Below are 25,570 nucleotides of genomic sequence, written 5' to 3'. Positions count from 1 at the left end.
AGAAATCCCCGTGTTTTTAGTCACATTCAATCCAGTTTCAAATCAAGACTACTTGAATGCTAGGCAATCCGGTTTTAAAGTGCAACTTGATTGATCCACTATTGACCGGCCGCGGAGACGCTATGCCACCCCGAAAACGCTTTGTTGACGAACACTGCCCGGTTGCACGTTCGGTTGATCTCATCGGAGACCGATGGGCGCTACTGATCGTGCGCGATGCCTTCGATGGTGTTCGCCGCTTCGGCGATTTCCAGCGCAGCTTGGGTGCGGCGCGCAACATCCTGTCCGATCGGCTGCGCAAGCTGGTCGATGCGGGCATCCTTGAAATGCAAGATGCATCTGACGGCACGGCTTATCAGCAGTACGTGCTAACAGCACAGGGAGAAAACCTGTTCCCCGTCGTGGTGGCACTGCGACAGTGGGGTGAACACCACCTGTTTGAGCAAGGCGAACGTCATTCGGTGCTGATCGACAAGCGCACGGGCAAGAAGGTCCCACGCATGACGCTCCAGGCAAAAGACGGCTCTACGCTGCTGCCTGTTTCTACCCAGGTTCGTAAAATAATCTGAGGAAGAATTTTGATTGCCAAAAATTTCTTCGATGATGATGAAGTATTCGCCCCATGTCTCCGACGTTAAAAAGCCTATATTTCGCAGGACTTTTTAAATCTCACGTTCAAGCGCTAATCATCGCGCCTGGAAGCACGACTACCCGCTTGGCCGTCATCTATCCGGGGCGCTTACGCCCGCGATGATCTCCCAACGATCGGGCAAGATAGCGCGAGCCAATCAGGGCTCGAAGATCGGTAGGAATAAAGAAGCGCGCATACGGACCGGCCGAGCGCGAGATCATCAGAGGCTTGGGCAAGGTTGATACCTTGAGGGGCATCGCTCGGAACCATCAATCGGCCGAATTACCCGACCCAGTCAACCACTTAGAGACTTGGCGGCAGCTCTGGAGCGGGCGAAGGGAATCGAACCCTCGTCAGTAGCTTGGGAAGCTACAGCTCTACCATTGAGCTACGCCCGCTTGGCGTGGGGAGAGTTTAGGCGGGTGCAGGTGTCGGGCGCAATGCGCAGACGTGACGAGGGCCGGTTGCCCGGCCCTCGTCTCTTACCTCAGTGCTACCAAGCCAGTCGGCGCACTCAGAAATTGCCGCTGAAGTTCACGAACAAGGTGGCATCGCGGGCGCTGCGCTGAGCAGTGGTGGTGCTCAGGCCCACGTTGCTCTGCAAGCCCCACAGGCCAGTACGCGCGCCCAGTACCACGGTGGCGTAGTTGCGGTCGAAGTTCTGGCCCGGCACGGTGTACATGCCCACTTCCGGCATCGACTGCAGCCAGGCGCTGGCTTCGCCGCCGTCCTTGAACTCGTGGTCGTAGGTCGCCTGCACGTACGGCTTGACCGCCGCGCCATCCAGGCGCACCTGGAAACCGATGCGGCCGACCAGCGAGTCGATATCCTGGTCGGCATACCCCAGCGCGGTGGAGCTCTCGTTGCTTTCGGTGTAGCCGTCGAGCTTGAGCTTCTGCCAGGTCAGGCCGACCACCGGGCCGTACTTGACGTTGCCTTCGCCCAGCGAATAGCCGGCGTTGACGGCGGCGGTCAGGTTGCTGCCGTCCGGCGAGCCGCTATGCACACGCGTGGCTGGCCCAAGCTGGACTTCGCGGTCGACGTCGTAGCTCAGCCAGCTGTAGCTGACCTGCGCGTTGACCCACACCGGGCCGGTGTACCAGCCGAAGAAGCCGCCCAGGGTGGTGTCGTCCTGCTTGAAGCTGCCGTTACGGTTGCCGAAGTCGGCGTCCATGCGGCCGAAGCCGGCAAAGCCGCCGAACACCATGTCGCCAGCGCTCCAATCCACGCCGAACAGGCCGGCCGGCGCCATACCGTCGTACAGATCGGCGTGATCGTAGCGCTGCATGTCGCCACGCACGCTGCCCCACCAGCGCAGACCATCCGCGTCCGGCTTGCCGTCCAGATGCCAAGCCACCTGGTCGGCACGCGCGCGGCCGCCGGCCTGCGCCGAATGGGTCAGCACCTGCTGCAGACGCGGCGCTTCCAGCAGCGAGATCGCGTACTGGCCCAGGATCTGATGGACCGCGGTGGTCGGGTGGATGCCGTCGGCGAACACATAGGTGTTCTGCGCGTTGGCCGCGACCAGGCTGGTCGGGTTGCACGCAGGCAGCGGCACGGCCGGGTTGCAGGCGGTGTTGGTGACGTTGGTGAAGCCGAAGGTGCCCGGTGCGGCGACGATTTCCTGCAGCATGTGGAAGGTGTCGACCGGGATCACACGCAGGCCGGCCGACTGCAGGCCGTTGAACAGCGCGGTGTTGTACGTGGTCGCAGCGGCGGTGCCCTGGGCCATTGCGACGGCGCCGCCAGCGCGGAAGCGCGGGGTGATACCGACGTCCGGAATGGTCGGCACCATGACGTAACGCGCGCCGGCATTCTGCAAGGTCGCCACGGCGCCGACCTGAGCGGTCACTGCACTGCCGATGATGGCCTGCGCCTGTGCCGGCGCGGCGGCGGCGGCGAGCAGATCGTTGGCGCCGCCCCACACGGTGTAGAGCGCATTCGGGTTGGCGCGGCCGCCGTTGGCGGTGAGGTAGGTGTTGATCTGGCTGGTCACCGACGGGGCGGCGCCGAGCGCGCTGACCGAGCTGGCCTGGATGCGCGCGCCGCCGGCAGCGTAGTTGTCGCCGGTCTGGCCATTGCCGTTGGGCGCAGCGTTGGTGCCGAAGTGGTCGCCGACATACTCGGCCCACACCCAACCCGGGTTGGTAGTGAACTTGCCGGTGACTGCGCGCGAGGCGGCCGGCAGCAGCGGGTTGTAGTAGCCGCTGTCGGTGAGGCTGTCGCCGAAGAAGACGGTCTGGTCGAAGGCCGACTCGGCCATGGCCGGGGTGGCCGCGATAGCGATGGCAACGGCCATCAGGGAGCGGATCGGGCGAAGTGTTGAAGCCATGGGAGTGCCTGCTTGAAAGTGGATGGGACCGGACCGGGCTGCGTACGTACGCCGGCGAATGGCAATGGTTTCACCCTCGCCGCCTGCGCTCACGCTGCACCGCCGCATAACGCAAAAACGCGCGCCCTGACGGCGCGCGATGCCACAATGATGACATGAACATTCAACTCAACGGCAGCCCGCGCACGCTTCCCGATCACCTGCCGCTCGCGGCCCTGCTGGACCAGGAGGGCTTGGCACAGCGACGTGTGGCAGTGGAGGTCAATGGCGAAATCGTGTCGCGCGGACGGCATGCCGAACATGCATTGCGCGAGGGCGATGTGGTGGAGATCGTGCACGCCTTGGGTGGCGGTTGATGCCCTGCGCGGCCGGCGCATCCGCGCCCGATCGGTGATAATTGCCGGATGACGAATCCCGCCCCCTCTGATGCGCTGGTCATCGCCGGCAAACGCTACCGTTCGCGCCTGCTTACCGGCACCGGCAAGTTCAAGGATCTGGACGAAACCCGCCTGGCCACCGAGGCCGCTGCCGCCGAAATCGTGACCGTGGCGATCCGCCGCGTGAACATCGGCCAGGACCCGAATGCGCCCAGCCTGCTCGACGTGCTGCCGCCGGATCGCTACACGCTGCTGCCCAACACCGCCGGCTGCTACACCGCCGAAGACGCGGTACGCACCTGCCGGCTCGCCCGCGAGCTGCTCGACGGCCACAACCTCACCAAGCTGGAAGTGCTGGGCGACGCGCGCACGCTGTACCCGGACGTGGTGCAAACGCTCAAGGCCGCCGAGCAATTGGTGGCCGATGGCTTCGAGGTAATGGTCTATACCTCCGACGACCCGATCCTGGCCAAGCGCCTGGAAGAGATCGGCTGCGTGGCGGTGATGCCGCTGGCGGCGCCGATCGGCTCGGGCCTGGGCATCCAGAACAAGTACAACCTGCTGGAAATCATCGAAAACGCCAAGGTTCCGATCATTGTCGATGCCGGCGTGGGCACGGCATCGGACGCGGCGATTGCAATGGAGCTGGGCTGCGACGGCGTGTTGATGAATACCGCCATTGCCGGTGCGCGCGATCCGATCCTGATGGCCAGCGCGATGCGCAAGGCGATCGAGGCCGGGCGCGAGGCGTTTCTGGCCGGGCGGATTCCGCGCAAGCGCTATGCCTCGGCGTCGAGCCCGGTCGATGGTGTGATCGGATGAGTGGGTGTGCTGCGTTGATGTTGCAGTCGATGCGCAGTGATTGGCCGTGTGACGTGCCGGATGTTGCCATTGCTGGATCGCGCGTTGCTGCGAGTGCCCTCGGCACGCCGTACCCTCACCCCACCCCCCGCTCCGCGCCCCGGCCCGCGCCTGCGTCGCGGGCGCTCCTATGCACGCGCGCCTACGGCGCGCAAGCTGTGCCTCCTCGCCCCGACGGGAGAGAGGCTTTTGTTTTCCGATGTGACTGACATTTCATGACCGACCCGTTTACCAGCGACGGCGCCAAGATGCCGCCCAAACCCTTCACCATCGAAGAAGGGCGCCGCCAGGTGCGTAGCTTCGTGCTGCGCCAGGGCCGCTTCACGCCCGCGCAGCAGCGCGCCTTCGACGAGTTGTGGCCGCGCTTCGGGCTGGATTACACCGGGGAGCGTCGCGACCTGGATGCCGCGTTCGGCCGTTCCGCACCCAAGGTGCTGGAAATCGGCTTCGGCAACGGCGCCGCGTTGCGCTTTGCCGCGCAGCACGACCCCAGCCGCGACTACATCGGTATCGAAGTGCATGCGCCAGGTGTCGGCCGGCTGCTCAATGCGCTGCACGATGACGGCGGCACACATGTGCGTCTGTATCACCACGATGCGGTGGAAGTGCTCGAGCACGAGATTGCCGATGGCGCGCTGGATGAAGTGCGCATCTACTTCCCCGATCCGTGGCACAAAAAACGCCACAACAAGCGTCGCCTGATCCAGCCGGCCTTCGCACAATTATTGGTGCGCAAGCTACGCGAAGGCGGCCGTCTGCATGCCGCCACCGATTGGGCCGACTACGCCGAACAGATGTGGGACGTCCTCGATGCCACACCGGGTCTGGTCAACCGCGCCGGTCCGCGCGGCCACGTCGAACGTCCCGCCTGGCGCCCGCAAACCCACTTCGAAACCCGCGGCCAGAAACTCGGCCACGGCGTCTGGGATCTGCTCTACGACCGGGAATCGGGAATAGGGAATGGGGAATCGCCAGGGCACACGCCAGCGGCGCCCGGGTAATTTGCCAGCGTCAGCGCCTCCGCTTTTTCCATTCCCTATTCCCGACTCCCCATTCCCGGCCCCCAATGGATACCGCGCTGACACTGACCAACGATATGAAGCTCGTCCTCGGGCTGGTCGGTTTCACGATGGCGATGTTTCTGTTCGAGCGCATCCGCGCCGATGTGGTGGCCTTGATCGTACTGGTGGTGCTGGGCGTCACTGGGCTGGTGGCGCCGGAAGAATTGTTCGGCGGCTTTTCCGGTAATGCGGTGATGAGCATCATCGCCACCACCATTCTTGGCGCGGGGCTCGAGCGCACCGGCGCCTTGAACCGGTTGGCCACCTGGCTGCTGCGGCGTTCGCATGGCAGCGAGCAGCGCTTGATGATGATGACGCTGGCCATCTCCGGCTTGAACTCATCGTTCATGCAGAACCCCTCGGTGATGGCCTTGTACCTGCCGGTGGCTTCGCGGCTGGCGGCGCGCACCGGGCTGACCCTGCAACGCATGTTGTTGCCCATCGCTGCAGCCATCGTGATGGGCGGCGCGCTCACCATGGTGGGCAATTCGCCGTTGATTCTGCTCAACGATCTGTTGGTCTCGGCCAACAACAACCTGCCCTCGGGCATGGCCAGCATCGAGCCGTTGACGATGTTCGCGCCCTTGCCGATCGGCCTGGCCTTGCTGATCGCCGCATTGCTGTACTTCCGCTTCTACGGCGATCGCAAGCTGATCGAAGAGGAACGCCTGATCAACGAAGGCGTCACGCCGTCGCGCACCGAAAGCTATTTCGCCAAGACCTACGGCATCGATGGCGACGTGTTCGAGCTCACCGTGACCGCCGAGAGCCCATTGGTCGGCATGACCCTGGGCGAAGCCGAAGCCATTCACGACGCGCCGCTGCTGCTGGCCCTGAAGACTGGCAACGACACCCGCCTGGCGCCGCCGGCGGACATGCGTATCTGGGTCGGCAGCGTGCTGGGAGCGATGGGCCAGCGCCAGGAGGTTGCCGATTTTGCGCAAAATCACTTCCTGCGCATGTCCTCGCGGCTGCGCAACCTGGGCGATCTGTTCAACCCCAGCCTTGCGGGTATTTCCGAAGCGGTGATTCCGCCCAACTCGCGCCTGATCGGCAAGAGCGCCGGCGAACTGCGCTTGCGCAAGCAGAGCGGCATCAGCCTGCTGGCGATCAACCGCGACAAGCAGGTGATCCGCGAAGACGTGCGCAACGTGCCGCTGCGTGCCGGCGACATGCTGGTGTTCCACAGCATCTGGCAGGACCTGGCGCAGGCAGCGGAAAGCCGCGACTTCGTGCCGGTCACCGACTTTCCCAAGGGCGAGCAACGTCCGCACAAGTTCAAGATCGCGATGGCGATCTTCGCCTTCACCATCCTGATCGCGCTGACTTCGCGCTTGCCGGTGGCACTGACGCTGATGACCGGTGTGGCCTGCATGCTGGTCAGCGGCGTGCTGCGCATGGACGAGGCCTATGCGTCGATCAACTGGAAGACCATCTTCATGATGGCCGGCTTGATTCCGCTCGGCTGGGCGATGGACAGCAGCGGCACCGCGGCCTGGGTGGCCGGTCACACCATCGACCGTCTGCCCGAAGGTGTGCCGGTGTGGGCGCTGGAAATCAGCCTGGCGTTGTTGACCACGGCATTTTCGTTGGTGATCAGCCACGTCGGCGCGACCATCGTGATGGTGCCGATCGCGGTCAATCTGGCGCTGGCGGCCAACGGCAACCCCACTGCGTTCGCACTGATCGTGGCGTTGTCGGCATCCAACAATCTGATGACTGCCTCTAACCCGGTGATCTCGATGGTGGCCGGCCCGGCCAACTATCAACCGCGCGAGTTGTGGCGTGTAGGCGCACCGCTGTCGCTGATCTACATCGTGGTGATGGTGTCGATGATCAATCTGATGTTCTGGTGGGCGGCGCGCTGAGGGGCGGCGCGTTGCGGGTTAACGATCTAACCGCGTGTGCCGGCATCGACTGCCACGCTGTGCACACACCAACCTGCCTGCAATGGCACGTCGTCACTCTGCATCGCAGCAGGCACCGGCCGCGCCCGCTATCGGGCTGCGGTGCGACCGCGTTGTCGGCGGTTATCCGAGCAGCACGTGCTCGCCGTCGATGCGTACCGGCACGGCGACGAGCGATTGACCACGACAGGGGCCGCTGATGCATTCGCCCGCGACGAGCTCGAACGCGGCGCCGTGCGCAGCGCAGACCAGATGGCCGTCCTTGGTCTTGAGGAACTGACCCGGCGCCCAATCCAGCCTGCGTCCGGCATGCGGGCAGACGTTCAACCACGCACGCACCTTCGCACCTTCGCGATACAGCACCAGCGACTCCGGGCCGTCTTCCCACGCGGCTTCCACTTCCAGAAATCCGGCATCGGGAATCTGCGCCAAGCTGGCGAGCGTGGTCGGTGAGGACGATGGCATGGGCAACGACTGTGCAAGAACGATCGCCGATTGTGGCATGCGCCCGCACTGCCGCTGTGCGAGGCGCAACGCCGTGTCGATGACCGCGCCATCTGCGAGCTGACCAGGTAGCGACGGCGATCCGGGCACGACCGCAGACCCCGGCCAGCACATACAACGTGATGGATTTAACAAAACGCTGATCGAATTAACGAACTTTTCACTCAATGACATGAAACCGCAACGATACTGCGCGCTTGTTTCCTGCCCGGCAGCCCACCGCCATGCCTGCACGTATCTTCCAATTCGGCAACCTCCATCACCTGTTTGCGCCACGCAAGCCGCGCCACCCATTGGTGCGCGTTGCGGCGGGTCTCGCCGGCCTGGTGATCCTTGCGGTGCTGATCTTCTTCAGTGTGTTCGTCGGCGCGGCAATGATTCTGGGCGGCGTCGCCTGGAAACTGTTGAGCAAGTCGAACCGACGCACACCGCAGCAAACGCGCGTGGTCGAGGCCGAATACCGCGTGGTGCGCAAGCCCGCGCTGCCGATGTCGCACTGAGCGCGTTGCGCGTGTGCGGCACACCCGACGCTCCTAGTAGCGGGCTCCACATCGTCAACACATTGAATCGGCATGTCTGCGGGCATGCCGATGTGCGTTTTGGGTTGCCGATCAGCCGAAGATATTGAGCTGCGAACGGGTGCTTTGCCGCTCACTTCAGCACTGAAGGTTCCGTCGTACACGGCCAAGCAGCTAGACTCACGCGTCCCGTTCCGAGGATGCGTGCATGACTGACGATGTGATTCCCGCTGCCGATGTTCCGCGCATTCCGGTGGTGGGTGGCGGCAACTTTCCGGTGCACCGCATCTACTGCGTAGGCCGTAACTTTGCCGATCACGCGCGCGAGATGGGAGCCACCGCGCCAGCGTCCAAGGCCGAGCGTGGCCAGCCGACCTTTTTCATGAAGCCTGCCGATGCCATCGTGGTTGGTCACGGCGACCAGATCCCCTACCCGCCCGGCACCAAGGAGCTGCACCACGAAGTGGAGCTGGTGGTGGCGCTGGGGAGCGATGCACCAGCTGGTGAGTTGCCCGTGGATCAAGCCGAAGGCCTGATCTATGGCTATGGCGTGGGCCTGGATCTGACCCGTCGCGATCTGCAGGCCGCGGCCAAGGCCAAGGGCCTGCCGTGGGACACCGCCAAGGGCTTCGATCATTCCGCACCGATCAGCGAGTTGGTGCACGCCGGCGAAGTGGGCGCACTGGATGCGTTGAACCTGTCGCTGGAAGTCAACGGACAGGTACGTCAGCAATCGTTGCTGGATCAAATGATCTGGAACGTGCCGGAAATTCTGCATGAGCTATCCAAGCTGTATGCACTGCGCGCAGGCGATCTGATCTTCATGGGTACACCGGCCGGCGTGGGTCCGTTGCTGCCGGGCGATCAGTTCAGTGCGCGCCTGGAAAATGTGGCCGAACGCCACGGCATCATCGCGGGCTGACATCGGCCGGGCTAGGATCGGCACAGCGGCAGTCGGTCCGCGTCCGCCTCTGGAGTGCGTTATGGGAATGGTCAGCGAATTCAAGCAATTCGCGATGCGCGGCAACGTCGTCGATCTTGCGGTCGGTGTGGTCATCGGCGCGGCGTTCGGCAAGATCGTCACCGCGCTGGTGGAAAAAATCATCATGCCGCCGATCGGCTGGGCCATCGGCAATGTGGATTTTTCGCGGTTGGCGTGGGTGCTCAAACCCGCCGGCGTCGATGCCACCGGCAAGGACATTCCAGCCGTGGCGATCGGCTATGGCGACTTCATCAACACCGTCGTGCAGTTCGTGATCATTGCCTTCGCGATCTTTCTGGTGGTCAAGCTGATCAATCGCCTCACCCAGCGCAAGCCGGACGCTCCCAAAGGCCCGAGCGAAGAAGTGCTGTTGCTGCGCGAGATTCGCGACTCGCTGAAAAACGACACGCTCAAGCCGCCGAGCACGTTGTAAGCGGACACATCCACCGTGCGCTTCGCGCACAAGGATGACTTTTCGCACGCCGACGGGGGACCTGCCGCTGATAAGCTCGGGGTCCCCCTTGTCGTTGGAGCCGCCCTGCATGCGTCGCCTCGCTGTTGCCATCTCCGCCCTGTTCGCCTGTTCCCCCGCGCTTGCCGCACAAACCACCCTTGCCGACAGCGCGCTGCGCACCGCTGCGCAGTTGCGCGAGCAGGCCCTGGCCGACACCACCGGCTTTGCAGTGGTGGAATCGCTCACCACCGAAGTGGGTCCACGCATTGCCGGTGGCGACGCCGATCCGCGCGCGGTGGCGTGGGCCAAAGCCAAATTCCAGTCGCTGGGTTTCGACAAGGTGTGGACCGAGCCGGTGACCTTTCCCAAGTGGGAACGTCGTAGCGAACACGCTGCGGTGCTGGGTGCACACGCGCAACCGTTGACCATCACCGCATTGGGCGGCAGCCCGGGTGGCAGCGTCGAAGGTGAGGTAGTGCGCTTCGACACCCTGGCCGCGCTGCAGGCAGCGCCTGCAGGATCGCTGACCGGCAAGATCGCGTTTGTCGATTACCAGATGGTCAAGGCGCGCGATGGCAAGGACTACGGCAATGGCGGCGCGGTGCGCAGCAAGGGCCCGTCCGAGGCGATTCGCAAGGGCGCGATCGGCTTTGTGATGCGCTCGGCCGGCACCGATTCGCATCGCGTGCCGCATACCGGCATCACCCGGTTCGACGACGGCCTGACGCCGGTGCCCGCCGCCGCCTTGTCGGTGCCCGATGCCAACCAGCTGGCACGTCTTGCCGCGTTGGGCACCACCCGTATCCGGCTGGCGCTGGATTGCGGCTGGGACGGTACCGCGACCTCGTACAACGTGATCGGCGAGATCACCGGGCGCAGCAAGCCCAAGGAAGTGGTGGTGATCGGAGGGCATCTGGATTCGTGGGATCTGGGCACCGGTGCGATCGACGATGGCGCCGGCGTGGCCATCACCATGGCCGCCGGGCATTTGATCGGGCAGCTCAAGCAGGCACCCAAGCGCAGCATCCGCGTGGTGGCCTTCGCCAACGAAGAACAAGGGCTTTACGGCGGCAAGGCCTATGCGGCCGCGCACGGCAAGAATGCCAAGGACATGGCGCTGCATCAGATCGGCGCGGAGAGCGACTTCGGTGCCGGGCGCATCTATGCATTCAACACCGGCTCGGCTGCGCCGGAAGCGTCGCGCGCAGCAACCAAGCAGATTGCCGAGGTGCTGGCTCCGCTCGGCATCGCGTATGAGCCTAGCAAGGGCGGTCCCGGCCCGGACGTCGGCCCGATCTCTGCCAAAGGTGGCGCGTGGGCATGGCTGGCGCAGGACGGTACCGACTACTTCGACCTGCACCACACCGCCGACGACACGCTGGACAAGATCGACCCGAAAGCGCTCGCGCAGAATGTCGCCGCCTACACCGTATTTGCGTATCTGGCGGCCGAAGCCGATGGCGATTTCGGCAGCCGCGCGAAAGTTGTGCAACCGCCCAACGAGTAATCTGGCAACGCAGCGCTGCGAACGCGTTTTTTAGAGCGGCTAGCAAAACGTAGCGAGCGGTCGTCAGGTGGGTGTGGGCAGCGCGGAGGAACCGGTGTGTACGAGTGGTACATGCCGCACCGAGCACCGGCCGCGCCCGTCTGGTAGCCGCGCAGTCCTTTTGTTAGCTGCTCTTACTCCAGGACGAGCACACACGATGGCGGTCAAGCGGCAACTTAGTGCGAACACCGCGGCGACGTTGCTGGATGTCGCCAAACATGCCGGCGTCTCGCCGATGACTGCCTCGCGCGTCATCAACCGGCACCCGCATGTCGGGCAGGACATGCGGGTGCGCGTGGAAGCCTCGGTGCAGGCATTGGGCTACCGCCCCAATCTTGCCGGCCGCTCGCTGCGCACCAGCGGGCTATTGCGTATCGGCGTGCTGTACAGCAACCCCAGCGCTGCGTATCTCAATCAATTCATGCTCGGGCTGCTGGAGCAAAGCAGTCTCAACGGCAGCCAGGTGCTGGTGGAAAAATGCGGCGCCATCCGTAGCCAGCGCGCAGCCACCGAGCGTTTGCTCGCGGCCGGCGTTGACGGCGTGATCCTGCCGCCACCGTTGTGCGATTCGCGCCAGACCATCAGCGAACTGGATGCACGCGGCATCCCGGTGGTGGCGGTGGCCAGCGGCGCGCCGATGGCGCAAATCAGCTCGGTGCGCATCGATGACTATCAGGCCGCGCGCGCCATCGTCGCGCATCTGATCGAACTCGGGCACCGCCGCATCGCGCTGATCAAGGGCGACCCCAAACACACACCGAGCGCGCTGCGCGCGAACGGCTATCTCGACAGTTTGCAGGCTGCAGGATTGGAGATTACAGAGACCCTGATCGCCGACGGATTGTTTACCTATCACTCGGGATTGCTCGCCGCGCGCAGCCTGCTGGCACACCCCAAACCACCGACGGCGATTTTCTGCAGCAACGACGACATGGCGGCTGCCGCGGTTGCGGTCGCGCACGGACTGGGCCTGCGTGTGCCCGAAGATGTTTCGGTGGCCGGTTTCGACGACACGCCGGTGGCAACTACCATCTGGCCAGAACTTACCACCGTGCATCAACCGGTGACCGCGATGGGACGCGCAGCAGTGTCCTTGCTTGCAGATGCGATTCGTCAGCGGCGCAAGGGCGATGCCGCGCAGGGCGTGCATCAAGTGATGAAGTACACCCTGGTCAAGCGCGGCTCGACGGCTGGGCCGCCGCGGGAATGACACGCTGACGCGCGAATGTGGAGCGGTTGGGCTGACGCTGGATGCTGCGAGCGTGGCGTGTGCCTGTGCGCGCTATCGGCAGCACCTTTCGGGTGTCTGACCCGTGCCACTGCAATGGCTCGCTGCGGCATGCACGCATGCAAGCGAGCTGCATAACGCTAGCAACGCACGACATCGACCTCAGACACACCGAGCAGCCCCGCCAACGGCACCTGCGCCTGGCGCTGCCGTGGGCTGACAGCCAGTCCCTGACGGCGCACGCTGTCCAACAACTGCTCGGCCAGCGGCATCACCATGTGCCTGCCCCAACAGCGCTCCGACGCGTGCCCAAACGGGAGATAGCCGGGCAGCTGATCGGGATCCAGCTGATCCCAGCGCTCCGGACGAAACTCATCGGGTGCATCCCACAGCGCAGGATCGCGGTGGCTTAGGAGTGGCAATACCAACACATCGTCTTGCACACCGATGCGGGGATCGAGCAGCGGATATTCCGGCGATGCGTTGCGCAAGATGTTCCAGGAGGGCGGCAACAGACGCAGCGATTCGTAGATGATGTTTCGGCTTGAACTGGCAGGATCGAAGGGCGATCCCAGCCACAGTGCGTTGGCGACCAACGTGGAAATAGTGAAGCACACCGGCGCGGCGGTTCGTCGATACAAGCCCATGGCGAAGCGGCGCGCATCGTAGCCGTCTGCGGCAGCAGTCACTGTCGCAAGCGCCGACGCGTTGGCCTGCAGTGTGAGCGGCCTGATTGCGCTTGCCGCGATAAGCGCCCAGGTCAACTTGGGTGTCAGCTCCAGGCTGCGGTCCATCAACAGACGCAGGCGCAGCGGGTCGCCACCCAGCAGCAGATCGCGCAGATACACGTGCCCTACATGCGGCCATGGGCCGGACAGATCCACGTCTACGTCGATGGGGCGCTTCAATGCCTCGCGTACATCGCGCCCGATGGCCTGCATCAGTTTGGAAGCATGCGTGCGTGCGATCGATTGCCCTTGCAGCGGCTTGAAGGTCGGCCGCTCACCTTCGGTTGCCAGACGTGCAGCCAGCAACCGATGCGTCAACAGCGGCCCGGCAACACCGACGGTATCCCCATCCAGCCGAAATACCTCCTTGCCCATGTGCTCACGCAGCAGCGCCAGCAACCGCGGCGCGAACACGGTCGTCCTGTCCAAACCTGCGTTACTGACTGAAGACATGACGATCGCCTTGCTATCGTTGACGCCCGCGTCCGGCAAAACGCTTACCTCGCGCGGGCGAGCATGACCAACATCACACTGAGAACACGGTGGCTTTTACCGCGCTTGTCAGTGCGCTCAGTACCAGATGTACCAAGCGTAGGACTTCAGACTTTTCTTGGAAGCCAACAGGTTTTTGAGCGAGAACAGCATCTTCATGAGCGACATCCTGTTTGGGGAGTGGTTTGCCCTGATGGGCGTTCGCACAATCGGTCAAGCGTGACGCGAGCGACCATGGTGACGCTCGCCACACCAAGCTACGCCCCGAGATCAGGGAAGAACATTGCGTGCGCGCACAGATTCCTCACCCTGCAGCAACGCATTGCCGCACTGCACGCTTTGACGTACATGACTTCGCATTTCGCACAAACGACCATGGCGGCCAGATGGCCGCCATGGGTTCAACACATCAACAGGTCACCACAGCGATGGTGTCATCGCGGCCACGCGTGCCGTCCATGACGGGTGGACACCGGCGTACCGGTGTCCACCGCGCACATCACCTGGTCGGCTTGGCACGCACCACAGCCGATGGCGCACTGGTCCCGGCCGCGCTGTTTGCGGTGACCACGTAGTCGTAGTCCGCGCCATTGGCGACGGACTGATCGACATACGAGGCCGCTGCAACATTGGAACCGACCGTGGTGAACGCACCCGTGGCACCTGCGCGACGCAGCACCGTGTAGCTGGTTGCTCCCAGCACCGGCGACCAGCTCAGCTTGACCCGGCTGTCGCCGACGGTGGCGGTGAGGCCGCGCGTTGCGCTCGGCGCCGCGATCGGTGCAAAGGTAGCCACCGCGGTGCTGGCGGTTGCGATCACCGGGTAGGCATTGTTCACCAGCTCGACGAACTGGTTATGGAACCACGCGCCGGAGATCGGCGCGCCGGCGAGTGAGCCGGTCAACACGCCATCGGCCGTGGTGTAGGTTGGGTCGCACATCCGATCGAAGCCCTTGCCCTCGTTATTCGAAATGAGGGTACTGGACCCATCGGACTCACCCGGCGGCTTGACCCACGCATACGCATCCAGATGCGGCCCAGGCGCTGCGACGGGGAGCACCCCGATCCCTGCTCCGCTTTGATTGCACCAGTTGCCGCGATGGAGGCGACGATCGATGCGACCGGTATTGACGTACGTATTGATGTCGCTGCCGGACGCGCTGGCAGGACGATTCGGACCGCCCCAGCCATTCCGGCCGGTATCGACGATAAAACCGATCGTGCTGGGCCAACCCGCGCCGACAAAACCGTTGTACAGAGCCTGGGTAAAATCGGCCTCGTCGAAATACGGATTCCATTCGTAGTATTTCGACGACTTGATCGGCTGCCCATTCACGCTCAAATCCGGATTGGGTAAATTGGGTTCGTTCAATGGCGTGGTATTGGCGGTATTGGTGACAAAGCCGTCGACGCTTGCCAGCCCGGCGCTCGTTCCCTGGACCACACGGGTATATAGCGAAATCGATGGGCCGCGATTGCTATCCCAGCCCAACCAACCCGAGTGACCGATATCCAGGTAGTTGTAGGTATTGGGAACGGCGTGCAGCTTGTTGAGTGCGTACTTGATGCCCTCTTCGTAAATTCCCGTGGAATTGGCCAGCGCGCAACGCATGTCATTCAAGTTGGTGACCAGATTGGGCAGGCTATCGGGCTCGATCACATTGACGATGCGGATATCCTTGTATTTCGGATCCGCAAAGATCGCTGCAATGACGTCGATATATTCTTTCTTGTAGCGTTCCAGCGCCGCCGGGGTCAGCGGCAATTCGCCGTTGGACGCCAATGCGTGACAATCGCGGCCTGGCAAATCGTAGATGACAAAGCTGGCAGTAATCGGCGTGTTGGCTTTTTTCTGTGCCAATGCGGCATCCAGATGCCCCCTCAAGCCAAGCCGCCCGGCATTCTGCGATCCGCCGGCAATCGCGGCAATGCGATCCAGCCAGACTGCGGTGGGAACGGCCTTCACCACGCCCATCTTGGCTTTCAGCGGTGCGCCTTTCACCTTCGCAATCGATGCATCGACTTTCTTGGCGTAATCGGGATTCACATAACCGCTCGCGCCGACGAAGGGGTTGTCGACATGCACCTGCGCGCAGACGCTGGCGACAAATAACGGATTTAATGCCAACAGCGATAACGCCATCGAGCGCGTGAGGTTATGACGGATGCCCTGACTGGATTTCATGAGATTCACCTTATTTTTATCGGATGGTGTTTATTCGAAAATCAATGAAGCACTGCCTTTTTTGGCCTGCTTTTTTCCTCTTCAGGGCACCCATCAGAGATGTCTGGAGCCACTCAAACACGCTCCGTCGGCGTCCCGCCGAAGAGCATTTGCATGGCATGACGTCGGTAATGTCCACACAAAGACACTCAAGCCAATGGCTCGCTTGTGTCCCGAGACATTACCTAAGACCTCGGATTCGTTGGAAGCTAACGCGCTCGCATCGATATTCTCGTTGCGACAGTTGCCTCCGTGATTTGCGGAGTATCTCCAGGGAGCGAATGAGCGATCAGCATGGGATGCTGTGCCTGCGAACGGGGTGGTGAGTTCGCCATGCGGAAACTACGCTGCATATCTGACAGACGCAATCGCCAAACATTGCGTTTGGGCACAGATCCAGATAATGCCCGCACTCATATTTCGACTGCAGGCATTACTACACAAATGTATGTGCCATCACGCACAAAAAAAAAGGCCGCATCGCTTCCCGACGATGCAGCCGAATGGGAGGGTGCTCGACGTTGCCGTCGGGCGTCTTGCAGCACCGGCACGCCGGTGACGGGAAGAAAGCGAAATGACCGCTTGGAGAGGGACAACAGAAGATCATGTGCGACACGAGGCGGGGGTGCGCCGTGTCGCACATCGAGACATCACATCAGGACATCACATCAAAAGCGCAGACGCAGACCTGCGTAGTAACGACGCTCGAAGATGTTTTGATCGTAGTAGTGGTTGGTCCACTGCGCGTAACGCCGCTCGCTTTCGCCGGTGAGATTGGTGGCCTGGGCATACAGCGTCAGATGATCGTTGACGTCGTAGCTGAGGGATGCATCCAGATAGCCGACATCGTCGTTCCAGATCGCCAGCTCGTCGCCCCACGCCCCGCTGTTGACCTGACTGAACCGCTTGCTGCGCCAGTTGTAGGCCACCCGCGCCTGCAACTTGTCCTTCTGATACCACAGCACCGCGTTGGCCTGATGCTTGGAGTTGTCGCCGATCGGAAGCGTATTGCCTTCGATATCGGTGTTGTCGGTATCTGCATCGGAGAAGGTGTAGTTGATGTTGGTACCGAAACCGCTCAACCAACCCGGCAGAAAATCGAAAGCCTGTTGATAGCCGATTTCGAAGCCCTTGATCTTGCCGCCACCGCCATTGACGATGCGCTCCACCGGGCCGCCAAGCCGCGCCACGCCATCGGCGTCGGGCAACAGTTCGATGTTGGTCACCGTGGTGGGGAACGACTTCACGTCGATCAGGAACGCGCCCACGCTGAGCAATGACGCATCGGAGAAATACCATTCCCACGACGCGTTGTAGTTGGTGGCGCGATACGGATCCAGGTCCGGATTACCCGAACGGCCATTGAGGAACAGCACCGCATCGGAGGGCAGCGACGGGTTACGCGGTGGCGTGCCATTGACGGCGTAGAAGCTCACCAGGCCGCGGCCAAGGTCGGGCAGGTCCTGACGCGCCACCGCCTTGTTGTAGGCAAAGCGCAGCTTCTGCGCATCGGTGATATCCAGCGACAGGTTGGCGGTGGGCAACACGTCGGTGTACTGACGATTCAGACGATTGGTACCGATCGCCGGGCTGACGCCGTTCCATTCGACATTGCCGATAAACACATTGCCGCTGCTCAGATACTGATCGATGGCGAGTTTGGTCTGCACGATGCGTGCGCCGATATTGGCCGTCCATGGCACCGCACTGCCGGTGCCGCCCTCCAGATTCGCCAGGAAATACGCCGCGGTGCTTTTTTCGGTGACCTTGTACGAATCGGCAGCCTGCTGATAGGCCACGTTGCCCGGATACAGGCTATTGAGATAGGCCACCGGGTCCTTCATGACCTGTGGGTTGATCGCCGGCAAGCCTTGGCTGCCCAGGCCGGTGACCTTGAGCGGATCGAAGTCGTTGAAGTACGCCCAGTAGCCGGGGATCGAATTGAACGGCAGCAGGCGTGCTTCGGACACGCCGCTGCAGGTGTCGACGATCAGCGGGTCCTTGAAGTAGTACAGCGAACGGTTGGGGTCTGCACAGGTAGTCGACACCGGCGACAGGTAGCGATAGGTGTCCAGCTTGACCTCACGCTCGCCGTAGCGAATGCCGAACTGGAAGCCGCGCACCACGCCTTCGTCGAACTCGAAGGTGCCATCGGCGCGGAATGCATCCATCGTGGCTTCGATCTTGTTGCCTTGCGCCCAGGTGGAAATCAGCTGCCAGTTGTCCGGGTTGGACACATCGGTGCCCAGGTTGACCGCCGGGTAGCTGCCGCGGAAATCCACCGAAGCATCGACCACCGGCAAGCCGTTCGCGTTCGCCCATTGGGTGACGCCGCCGGCACGCGTGATCTGATCGCCACGTGTCACCACCGCATCGGCGCGCGCTTCGTCGTAAGTACGCTGCGCATCGCCATGCACCCAGCGGAACGACGCACGGAACGGGCCACCGTCATCGAAGCGCAGCTCCAGGTTGGTGTTGAGCGAATCCGAATCGGCGACGCCCGCCATCGAGTGCGCCTGGAAGCGGTTGTAGCGGAACTGGCCGTACTCGAGCACGCCATTGGAATCGACCACCGATCCCGGCTGCAACTGATTGGTGGCCCAGCCGGTGTGCAGCTGCGCGGCCACCGACGTGTCGTGGTCTTCGAGCTTGGTGTAGGCCGCATCGGCCAGCACCGTCCAGGAATCGTTGATGTTGAACTGGAACGAGCCGTTGACGCCGGTGCGCTGGCGGTCGGTGCTGCGGTTATCCAGTTCGGTGGCGACCCAGTTGTAGAAATAATCGCGCGGCAGGTTGGACGGATCGGTATTGCTGCCGATGCGGCCGTCGCCGTTGAAGTCGAAGCCTACGTTCTGCTCGGTCGATTTCTGTGCGCCGTTGGAATACACGCTGGGGTGCTTGTTTTCCAGCGTGGCATCCGAGTACGACACCGCCAGCAACGCACCCCAGCGCTCGGTGCGGAAGCTGGCCAACCCCGAGTACAACTCGTTGAGTTCCTGCACGCGATCGCCGTAGGACCCTTCGGCCTGTCCGCTGAAGGTCCAGCCTTCGGGCAGATCGAACGGGCGGCGTGTCTTGAGCGACACCGTGCCGCTGATGCCGCCATCCAGATCGGCGGCAGTGGGCGACTTGATCACGTCCACGCCGCTGAACAACGTCGGCGGGATGTCGACAAAATCCGGTTGCGCGCGGCCGATATTCGGTTGGCCGAACTGGTCGCCGCCACCGGCGCTCAGATACAGCTCGCCGTTCATGGTGGTCTGCACCTGCGGCATGCCGCGGATGTTGAGCTGCGAACCCTCGCCGGCCGAGCGACGGATCTGCACGCCGGGCACACGCTGCAGCGAATCGGTGATGGTGACGTCAGGCAGCTTGCCGATATCTTCGGCCGAGATCGAGTCGATGATCTGCGCGGCGGTGCGCTTGTTCTCGATGGCCTCGGCCTGCGCGCCGCGCACGCCCTTGACCATGACCTTGTCCAACTCGGTGACGCCGGCGGTGCTGCCGGCTTCCTGCGCTGCGGCAGTTGCCGCGACCAAAGTGAGTGCAGCCGCCAGCGCGGCGGCCAGCGGGGTGTGACGCGTACTGCGATGCAGCTTGTTCATGGTCCCCTCCCAGGGATGACGACAATCCACGAGCGTTTCGAATGGCAATGCCGGGGGGCACTGCAGTGTTGGATGACGCGCCGATCGGTGCGTCAGTGCAGACGCCGCGCACGTGCACGGCGTGGCAACGTGCTGGCGCTGCTACGGAAGCCCGTTGGCAGCGCCGGTTGATGGTTCGACATTCCAGCCACGCATTTGCAGCGTGGCGTTGCGCAAGGTGTCCGCAGACGGGCCACGGATTTCCACCTCGCGCTGCTCGCCCGGCACCAGGCTCAGGTAGTTGTCGCTGTAGTACGCCGGTAGGATGCGTTGGCCTTGCGCATCCACCAGGGTCAACTTGGTGTTGAGTGCCACCTGTTGCGATGCATTGCGCACGCTGGCGCGCAACACCGGCTCGGCCGCGTCGCGTACTTGCGTGGTCAGCTGCAGCGGCACCTTGGCCAGCGCATCTAGCCCGCGCATGGCGGCAGCATCGCGCGCCACCCAATAGAAGTTGCGCGAGCGCACCACCGCGTCACGGTCGAGCAATTGCAGGCGCACAAACCCCAGGCCATTGGTGTCCTTGAGCAACGATGCCAATTGCAGCACCGGCGCAGAGACCGCAACTGCGGCCGCATCCAGCGCCTGTTCGCGCTGCTGCAGCAGTTTGCCGTCGCTGCCGTAGACCTCTGCACGCACACGCAAGCCGCGCACCGGCTCGGCCGCGTTGTTGACCACCACTACCTCGTGACCAGGCAGATTCATCTGCACATGCAAGGTTTCCGCGGCGTTGCGCACGCCGTAGTACGCGGCGTGGGTGTCGTAATCATGGCTATAGATTTGCCACATGTTGCTGGGCCACGCCGGGTGACTCATCCACAACAGGCGCCCGCTGTTCTTGGTCCACAGCTGCGCGTTGAAGCCTTCGAAGATGGCGCGATGGGTGTCGTAGTTGAGCAGCTGAGCCTTGCGTTCGAAATCCTCCAGGCTGGTCGGTGCGCCCAGCTTGTCGGTGAGCGACCGCATGAAACTGGCGGTGTCGCCATTCCCGGACTGATGCCAGTCGTGATACGCCCAGGCATCGCCGATCGGCCACTGGTCGCCGACTGACGGTACCGACGCCTTGAACGATTCCAGCGTGGAGAACGACGGTGTGCCCACTTCCACCGAAAAGCCCTGCGCCAACGCAGTGAAGTAGGCCACCGGCTCGCGATAGTTGTACGGCCCGCTGCCCTGCAGATTCACTTCGTTGGAGCTGCCGGTATACCAACGCGTGCCATCGAGGTCGGCAACCAGTTTGTCCAAGCCTTCGTTGAGGATGGGCGCAGGCACGCCCTCGTTGCGCCCGAACCACAACACGATGGACGGATGATTGCGGAAGCGTTTGATCACCTCAGCAGCGTTGTCCAGGAACAATGCCGCATCGGCCGGCTCCATGTTGTAGTTCTGGGTGGACTGCCAGAAGTCGTTGAGCACCAACATGCCGTATTCGTCGGCCAGATCGAAGAAGCTGGCTTCGGTGTTCTGCCCCACCCAATTGCGCACCACGTTGAAATGCGCGTCGCGTTGCAGGCGGAAGTACGGCTCCAGCCGCTCGCGCGAGACGCGCTTGCGCCAGTCGTCCATACCCCAGTTGCCGCCCTTGACTGCAATACGCACACCGTTGATGCGCAGCACCAGATGCGGCGCCAGCGTGGTGTCTTGCAGTTGCTGCACTGCCGGCGAAGCCAGTGCGCCCGGATACAACGATTGCGCCTTGCCGCCCGGTACCGCGCGGATCGCCTCATGCCGTACATCGACGATGCGCTCGCCACGTTGGCGTGCCTGGTTGAGATCGACCAGCACCCGGCGCAGCGCGCCGTCTTGGTCGAACAGGGACAGTTCGTAGGTCACCTCGCGAATGCCGAAGCGCAGTTGCTGTGCGTCCGATCGCGCACCGGCCACATCGACGCCAACCTGCAGCGAATACAGCGCCGGCTCGCCATAACCGTTAGGCCACCACAAGCGCGGATTGGCGATGACCAGCTGCGGCGTGTCGGCCGCAGTGAACTTGAGCGTGCTGCCGCCAGCGGGCACGTTGACCTGACGTTGGATACGCACATCGCCGATGACCAGCTGCACATTGCCTTGCACGGCAGCACCGCTCTCGTTGCGCAGCGGCACAGTGACTTCGAGTTCGGCACGACGATGATCCGGCGCCAGGCGCGCCGTCACCACCTGGGTGTCGCCGATGCTCACCGGCCCGCTGGCGTGCAGCTGCACGTCCTGCCACAGACCAGCGTTGCGATCGCGCACCGCAGGAATCCAGTCCCAGCCCTCACTGGCAATGAACGTGGGACCGTCCAGCGCCTGCATACCGCCGTTTTCGCCAACGCCCGCAGTCATCGATTGCTCATGCGCAATGCCCGGATGCGGCGGCGGCGAGACACGCACCGCAATGACATTGCGGCCGGCTCTGAGCTGCTTGCTGACATCGAAGCGACCGCGTGCAAATGCACCGCGGGTGCGTCCGACCTGGGTGCCGTTGACCCAGATTTCGCCAGCATAGTTGATGCCGTTGAACAGCAACTCCAGACGCTTGCCTTGCGCGGCTGCAGGCAGATCGAAACTGCTGCGGTACCACCAGTCGTGCCGGCTCAGCGATTCGGGAATGGCCATGTTATTGAGGCCGATATCCGGGTCCGGATACACGCCGCGATCGACCAACGTGGTGAGCACCGTGCCCGGCACCGTCGCCACACGCCAGGCCGCTTTGCCGGCGTCCGCATCGCTACGTGACAGCATCGCACCCGTGGCCTGGCCAAGTTCCGGCGCAGCGGCCAACTGCCACGCACCGACGCGCCAGGCTGCATCGTCCAGCGGCTGCAATGCAGGCGCGGCCGGCGCCGGCTTGGCAACCGGTGCAGAAAACGCAGCGGTGCTGCGCGGCAAGGTGGATGCGGACTGCGGCGCCAACTGGCCGGCCATCTGCTTGACCTGCACCGGCCATGCCGGCGATGCATCTTCAAACCGTTGCAGCGCCAGGTCGGGCGCGTGCGCTGCAAGCTGCGCAATGGCCGCTGTCTCCAACGCGCCAGATCGCGCGACGAAGTCGGCAATCTCACCACCGAAGTGTTGCGTGTACGCCGCAGGTTGCTCGCGTGGACCAAACATCAGCATCGGCGCAGCCGCCGCTTGACGCACTGCACCACTGGCGACCTTTCGCCCATTGGCATACAGCGTCAAACGGCCACCTTGTGCCACCGCAGTCACCTGCGTCCACGTGCCGGAAGGCAGCGCCTGCTTGCTGCGCAGCACGGTGTCGGCGCCCTGCACAAAGCCGAGCGTGCCGTTGTCCATCGCAAAGTAACGGCCCGCACCATGCGGATCGCCAATGCCGGCAATCAACGCTGCGCCGGTCGTTGCACGCGATGGGCGCACCCAGCCCGACATACTCCAGTCCGCGTTAGCGGCGAGCAATGGCGTATCGGCGGCAAACTTCTTTGCCAACCCCATCCCGCCCGCAAGCACGCGGACATCGTAAGGACCTGGCGGGGCCATCTCGGCAGGGGCAGCCTCCACTGCGGTCCAACCAATGCACCCACACAACAGCCACAGCGCTCCACGGCGGAACGCCTTGCGAACCATCAGCATTAGAGGCCTCTCCCAAGCTCTACTGCCACACAACGGTGCACACCACATCTGTGCAACCGGCATACATCCAATCGACGTAGCGCAGTTGTATCCGGTGATGCCGCCCGTGGCTGCCGCCCCTGTTTCAGCGACCATGGTGCGAGGTAACGTTACCCCAAGGCGATATCGACGACAACACTTTCTGCGTTAGGGTTGGCGTTCCCAGGAGGAGGGACTTATGCGAAACCTGATCCAGTCCGCACTACCGGCGGCATGCGCATTGCTGTGTGTGATCGCAACGCCAGCAACCGCGCAGAGCCTGCGTGTGCAATCGCCCGATGCACGTACCGAAGTGGAATTCACGCTACGCGACGGCGGCGTCCCCAGCTATCGCGTGCTGTACCGCAACACGTTGGTGCTCGACGACGCACCGCTTGGACTGGATCTTGGCAAGGCCGGCAAACTCGGCCGCAACATGACCGTGCAGGGCAGCAGCACCGACACGCACGACAGCAAGTTCACGTTACCGGTTGGCAAGACCCAACAGGTGCGCGATCACTATCGTCAATTGCGCGTGCAGTTGACCGATCAACAACAACGCCACCTCACCGTGGAATTGCGCGCGTACAACGATGGCGTGGCGCTGCGCTATGTGTTGCCCGATGCCGGCGAGGTACGCATCCGCGACGAACTCACCAGCTTTGCGTTTCCACGGGACTACCCATGCTGGACCTTGAACCTGGGCCGGTTCGGAACCAGCCACGAGGGCGAGTACGACGCCATCGCCGCGTCCAAATTACGCCCGCACAATCTGCTTGAGTTACCGCTGGTGTGCCAGACCGATGCACGCGGCACCACGCTGGCGATCGGCGAGGCGAATCTGCGCGACTACGCAGGCCTGTATCTCACCGGCCGCGCCGATGGTGGATTGGGCGTGTCGGCAAAGTTGTCGCCGCGTCTGGACGAACCGAAGCTGGCGGTCACGTTCGACGCGAAGGGACGCGATTTCGCAACACCGTGGCGCGTGATCATGCTGGGCGACAGCCCGGCGAGCCTGATCGAATCCAACCTGATTTCTGCGCTCAACCCGCCACCGGCCTTCGATGCGCGATGGGTGCGTGCGGGTAAATCGGCGTGGGATTGGTGGTCGGGCAACCTTGCCGGCGGGGTGGAACACCCTGGCATGAATACCGCCACGATCCAGCGTTACATCGATCACGCGCAGCAGTTGAAGCTGCAATACATGTTGATCGACGACGGCTGGTATTACGGCAGCACCGGCGACGGGCAATACAACAGCGATGCCGATATCCGTCGCCCCGTAGAGCAACTCGACCTGCAGGGTCTGGTGACCTATGCACGCAAGCGCGATGTGGGGTTGTGGTTATGGGCGCACTGGCGTGCACTCGATGCGCACATGGACGAAGCACTGGCGTGGTACCAGCAACTCGGCATCAAGGGCATCAAGGTCGACTTCATGGACCGCGACGACCAGCAGATGGTGGACTTCTATCACCGCCTGCTGGGCAAGGCCGCCGAACACAAACTGCTGGTGGACCTGCATGGTGCGTATCACCCGACCGGCCTGACCCGCACCTACCCCAATTATCTGACGCAAGAAGGCGTGCTCGGCGCCGAATACAACAAGTGGACCACGCGCATCACCGCCACGCATAACCTCACGCTGCCGTTTACGCGCATGTTGCTCGGGCCGATGGACTACACGCCGGGCGGCTTTCGCAATGTGCGCCCGGCCGAGTTCAAGATGCAGCACATCGCACCGCAAGTGATGACCACACGTGCGCAGCAGCTGGCGATGTATGTGGTGTATGAGAGCCCGTTCGCAGTGGTGGCAGATAGCCCCGAGCAATACGACAACGTGCCCGCAGCGCAATTTCTGCGCGATGTCCCGGCAAGCTGGGACGAAACACGCGCACTGGAAGGTGCGATTGGCGAGCACATCGCGCTGGCACGACGCAGCGGCAAGGACTGGTACGTGGGCGCGATGACCAACGAGCACGCACGCACATTGCGCTTGCCGATGTCGTTCCTGGGCAAGGGCAGCTGGACCGCAACGATCTACGCCGACGGCCAGGCGCCGACCGAGGTCCGCATCGAGACCCGCAAGCTCACCCGTGACGACAGCCTGCAACTGGAACTGGCTGCAAGCGGCGGCGCAGCGGTACGGCTGCAGAGGAAATAAGCGCAGCGCTCGGGGCGCGATGCAACACCACCCCCTCTCTCATCTTGAGAGGGGGTGAGTGAGGATACGACGACGCTGTGCAGCGACGATTCCCGCTGGTGCGCTCGACCTGTGGGATGACAGATCGATAGCAGCCGGGCATTGCTGCAACACCACAGCTCCATACCCGTGACCGTGACGGTGGGCACTGTTGCGCAGCGGCACTGCGCCGCACATCGCCAAGCACACGTGTGTACCGGACATCCGCTTAGCGCATTGCGCTTGCCGTGTGCCTGGCGTCACGCAATCAATATCTTCGAATACTTTCGCAAAGCATACGTTTTAGG

General features: G+C 63.1%; 18 protein-coding genes, 1 tRNA gene and 1 other RNA gene. 11 read left to right on the top strand and 9 right to left on the bottom strand.

The features are described 5' to 3' along the window. Positions 1 to 122 precede the first annotated feature (122 nt). Entirely contained in the window at positions 123 to 569 is a 447-nt protein-coding gene (locus tag VC212_RS06970) for a helix-turn-helix domain-containing protein (protein WP_323514596.1), read from the top strand. A gap of 386 nt (positions 570 to 955) precedes the next feature. Here VC212_RS06970 and VC212_RS06965 read toward each other — a convergent pair. After that, positions 956 to 1,029, bottom strand: a tRNA-Gly gene (locus VC212_RS06965). Positions 1,030 to 1,145: 116 nt separating this feature from the next. After that, a complete protein-coding gene (locus VC212_RS06960) occupies positions 1,146 to 2,930 on the bottom strand; it encodes an autotransporter domain-containing esterase (protein ID WP_055848836.1) in 1,785 nt (594 codons plus the stop codon). Positions 2,931 to 3,118: 188 nt separating this feature from the next. Here VC212_RS06960 and thiS point away from each other — a divergent pair, with 188 nt between their 5' ends. The 4 genes from thiS (at position 3,119) to VC212_RS06940 (ending at position 7,130) form a co-directional block, all read left to right on the top strand. Further along, the gene (thiS, locus tag VC212_RS06955) at positions 3,119 to 3,319 is read left to right on the top strand and encodes a sulfur carrier protein ThiS (RefSeq protein ID WP_055848833.1); all 201 of its coding nucleotides are present in this window, start codon (positions 3,119 to 3,121) and stop codon (positions 3,317 to 3,319) included. A 48-nt stretch (positions 3,320 to 3,367) separates the two neighbouring features. Further along, complete coding sequence (locus tag VC212_RS06950) at positions 3,368 to 4,162, top strand: thiazole synthase (RefSeq protein WP_055848831.1); 795 nt, start codon at positions 3,368 to 3,370, stop codon at positions 4,160 to 4,162. 254 nt (positions 4,163 to 4,416) lie between these two features. Further along, positions 4,417 to 5,202: a tRNA (guanosine(46)-N7)-methyltransferase TrmB gene (trmB, locus tag VC212_RS06945; protein ID WP_323514598.1), complete on the top strand. Its 786-nt coding sequence runs from the start codon at positions 4,417 to 4,419 to the stop codon at positions 5,200 to 5,202. Positions 5,203 to 5,267: 65 nt separating this feature from the next. After that, a complete protein-coding gene (locus VC212_RS06940) occupies positions 5,268 to 7,130 on the top strand; it encodes an SLC13 family permease (RefSeq protein ID WP_055848825.1) in 1,863 nt (620 codons plus the stop codon). A 162-nt stretch (positions 7,131 to 7,292) separates the two neighbouring features. On the opposite strand, the gene VC212_RS06935 is transcribed toward VC212_RS06940, so the two are convergent. Then, the gene (locus tag VC212_RS06935; RefSeq protein WP_323514599.1) at positions 7,293 to 7,634 is read right to left on the bottom strand and encodes a Rieske (2Fe-2S) protein; all 342 of its coding nucleotides are present in this window, start codon (positions 7,632 to 7,634) and stop codon (positions 7,293 to 7,295) included. A 263-nt stretch (positions 7,635 to 7,897) separates the two neighbouring features. On the opposite strand from VC212_RS06935, the gene VC212_RS06930 reads away from it, so the two are divergent. From VC212_RS06930 to VC212_RS06915, 4 genes are all read left to right on the top strand, one after another. Beyond that, positions 7,898 to 8,173: a hypothetical protein gene (locus VC212_RS06930; protein WP_323514600.1), complete on the top strand. Its 276-nt coding sequence runs from the start codon at positions 7,898 to 7,900 to the stop codon at positions 8,171 to 8,173. 226 nt (positions 8,174 to 8,399) lie between these two features. After that, positions 8,400 to 9,113: a fumarylacetoacetate hydrolase family protein gene (locus VC212_RS06925; RefSeq protein WP_115513714.1), complete on the top strand. Its 714-nt coding sequence runs from the start codon at positions 8,400 to 8,402 to the stop codon at positions 9,111 to 9,113. Between the two features lie 61 nt (positions 9,114 to 9,174). Continuing rightward, positions 9,175 to 9,606: a large-conductance mechanosensitive channel protein MscL gene (gene mscL, locus VC212_RS06920; protein WP_055848817.1), complete on the top strand. Its 432-nt coding sequence runs from the start codon at positions 9,175 to 9,177 to the stop codon at positions 9,604 to 9,606. 109 nt (positions 9,607 to 9,715) lie between these two features. Continuing rightward, positions 9,716 to 11,134, top strand: a complete 1,419-nt coding sequence (locus tag VC212_RS06915; protein ID WP_323514602.1) for a M20/M25/M40 family metallo-hydrolase — start codon at positions 9,716 to 9,718, stop codon at positions 11,132 to 11,134. Between the two features lie 37 nt (positions 11,135 to 11,171). On the opposite strand, the gene VC212_RS06910 is transcribed toward VC212_RS06915, so the two are convergent. After that, positions 11,172 to 11,247: non-coding RNA, sX9 sRNA (locus tag VC212_RS06910), on the bottom strand. Between the two features lie 83 nt (positions 11,248 to 11,330). Here VC212_RS06910 and VC212_RS06905 point away from each other — a divergent pair. After that, a complete protein-coding gene (locus VC212_RS06905) occupies positions 11,331 to 12,383 on the top strand; it encodes a LacI family DNA-binding transcriptional regulator (RefSeq protein ID WP_311238918.1) in 1,053 nt (350 codons plus the stop codon). A 158-nt stretch (positions 12,384 to 12,541) separates the two neighbouring features. Here VC212_RS06905 and VC212_RS06900 read toward each other — a convergent pair whose 3' ends face one another. From VC212_RS06900 to VC212_RS06880, 5 genes are all read right to left on the bottom strand, one after another. Continuing rightward, complete coding sequence (locus tag VC212_RS06900; RefSeq protein WP_323514604.1) at positions 12,542 to 13,582, bottom strand: cytochrome P450; 1,041 nt, start codon at positions 13,580 to 13,582, stop codon at positions 12,542 to 12,544. A gap of 117 nt (positions 13,583 to 13,699) precedes the next feature. Beyond that, positions 13,700 to 13,789 (bottom strand): tryptorubin family RiPP precursor, encoded by a 90-nt coding sequence (locus VC212_RS06895; RefSeq protein WP_064629343.1) that lies wholly within the window; start codon positions 13,787 to 13,789, stop codon positions 13,700 to 13,702. Between the two features lie 331 nt (positions 13,790 to 14,120). Then, a complete protein-coding gene (locus VC212_RS06890) occupies positions 14,121 to 15,764 on the bottom strand; it encodes a glycoside hydrolase family 6 protein (protein ID WP_323514811.1) in 1,644 nt (547 codons plus the stop codon). A 749-nt stretch (positions 15,765 to 16,513) separates the two neighbouring features. After that, on the bottom strand, positions 16,514 to 19,450 hold the full coding sequence (locus VC212_RS06885) for a TonB-dependent receptor (RefSeq protein ID WP_323514605.1): 2,937 nt from the start codon (positions 19,448 to 19,450) through the stop codon (positions 16,514 to 16,516). A 141-nt stretch (positions 19,451 to 19,591) separates the two neighbouring features. Beyond that, positions 19,592 to 23,062, bottom strand: coding sequence for a LamG-like jellyroll fold domain-containing protein (locus VC212_RS06880; RefSeq protein ID WP_323514606.1), 3,471 nt, complete (start codon positions 23,060 to 23,062; stop codon positions 19,592 to 19,594). Positions 23,063 to 23,279: 217 nt separating this feature from the next. Here VC212_RS06880 and VC212_RS06875 point away from each other — a divergent pair, with 217 nt between their 5' ends. Next, positions 23,280 to 25,244 carry a glycoside hydrolase family 97 protein gene (locus VC212_RS06875; protein ID WP_323514607.1) on the top strand — a complete coding sequence of 655 codons (1,965 nt, stop codon included), beginning with the start codon at positions 23,280 to 23,282 and terminating at the stop codon, positions 25,242 to 25,244. Positions 25,245 to 25,570: the final 326 nt, after the last annotated feature.

The sequence above is a fragment of the Xanthomonas sp. WHRI 8932A genome (assembly GCF_035012785.1).
Taxonomy (GTDB): domain Bacteria; phylum Pseudomonadota; class Gammaproteobacteria; order Xanthomonadales; family Xanthomonadaceae; genus Xanthomonas.
The sequence above is the reverse complement of the archived record's forward strand: the minus strand, read 5'-3'. Positions and strand labels throughout refer to the sequence as shown.

Coding starts and splice junctions, on each gene's coding strand:
- VC212_RS06915 (WP_323514602.1), top strand. CDS start 9,716: ATGCGTCGCCTCGCTGTTGCCATCTCCGCCCTGTTCGCCTGTTCCCCC.
- VC212_RS06875 (WP_323514607.1), top strand. CDS start 23,280: ATGCGAAACCTGATCCAGTCCGCACTACCGGCGGCATGCGCATTGCTG.
- VC212_RS06935 (WP_323514599.1), bottom strand. CDS start 7,634: ATGCCATCGTCCTCACCGACCACGCTCGCCAGCTTGGCGCAGATTCCC.
- VC212_RS06880 (WP_323514606.1), bottom strand. CDS start 23,062: ATGCTGATGGTTCGCAAGGCGTTCCGCCGTGGAGCGCTGTGGCTGTTG.
- thiS (WP_055848833.1), top strand. CDS start 3,119: ATGAACATTCAACTCAACGGCAGCCCGCGCACGCTTCCCGATCACCTG.
- VC212_RS06960 (WP_055848836.1), bottom strand. CDS start 2,930: ATGGCCGTTGCCATCGCTATCGCGGCCACCCCGGCCATGGCCGAGTCG.
- trmB (WP_323514598.1), top strand. CDS start 4,417: ATGACCGACCCGTTTACCAGCGACGGCGCCAAGATGCCGCCCAAACCC.
- VC212_RS06940 (WP_055848825.1), top strand. CDS start 5,268: ATGGATACCGCGCTGACACTGACCAACGATATGAAGCTCGTCCTCGGG.
- VC212_RS06950 (WP_055848831.1), top strand. CDS start 3,368: ATGACGAATCCCGCCCCCTCTGATGCGCTGGTCATCGCCGGCAAACGC.
- VC212_RS06970 (WP_323514596.1), top strand. CDS start 123: ATGCCACCCCGAAAACGCTTTGTTGACGAACACTGCCCGGTTGCACGT.
- VC212_RS06885 (WP_323514605.1), bottom strand. CDS start 19,450: ATGAACAAGCTGCATCGCAGTACGCGTCACACCCCGCTGGCCGCCGCG.
- mscL (WP_055848817.1), top strand. CDS start 9,175: ATGGGAATGGTCAGCGAATTCAAGCAATTCGCGATGCGCGGCAACGTC.
- VC212_RS06930 (WP_323514600.1), top strand. CDS start 7,898: ATGCCTGCACGTATCTTCCAATTCGGCAACCTCCATCACCTGTTTGCG.
- VC212_RS06895 (WP_064629343.1), bottom strand. CDS start 13,789: ATGTCGCTCATGAAGATGCTGTTCTCGCTCAAAAACCTGTTGGCTTCC.
- VC212_RS06905 (WP_311238918.1), top strand. CDS start 11,331: ATGGCGGTCAAGCGGCAACTTAGTGCGAACACCGCGGCGACGTTGCTG.
- VC212_RS06925 (WP_115513714.1), top strand. CDS start 8,400: ATGACTGACGATGTGATTCCCGCTGCCGATGTTCCGCGCATTCCGGTG.
- VC212_RS06890 (WP_323514811.1), bottom strand. CDS start 15,764: ATGGCGTTATCGCTGTTGGCATTAAATCCGTTATTTGTCGCCAGCGTC.
- VC212_RS06900 (WP_323514604.1), bottom strand. CDS start 13,582: ATGTCTTCAGTCAGTAACGCAGGTTTGGACAGGACGACCGTGTTCGCG.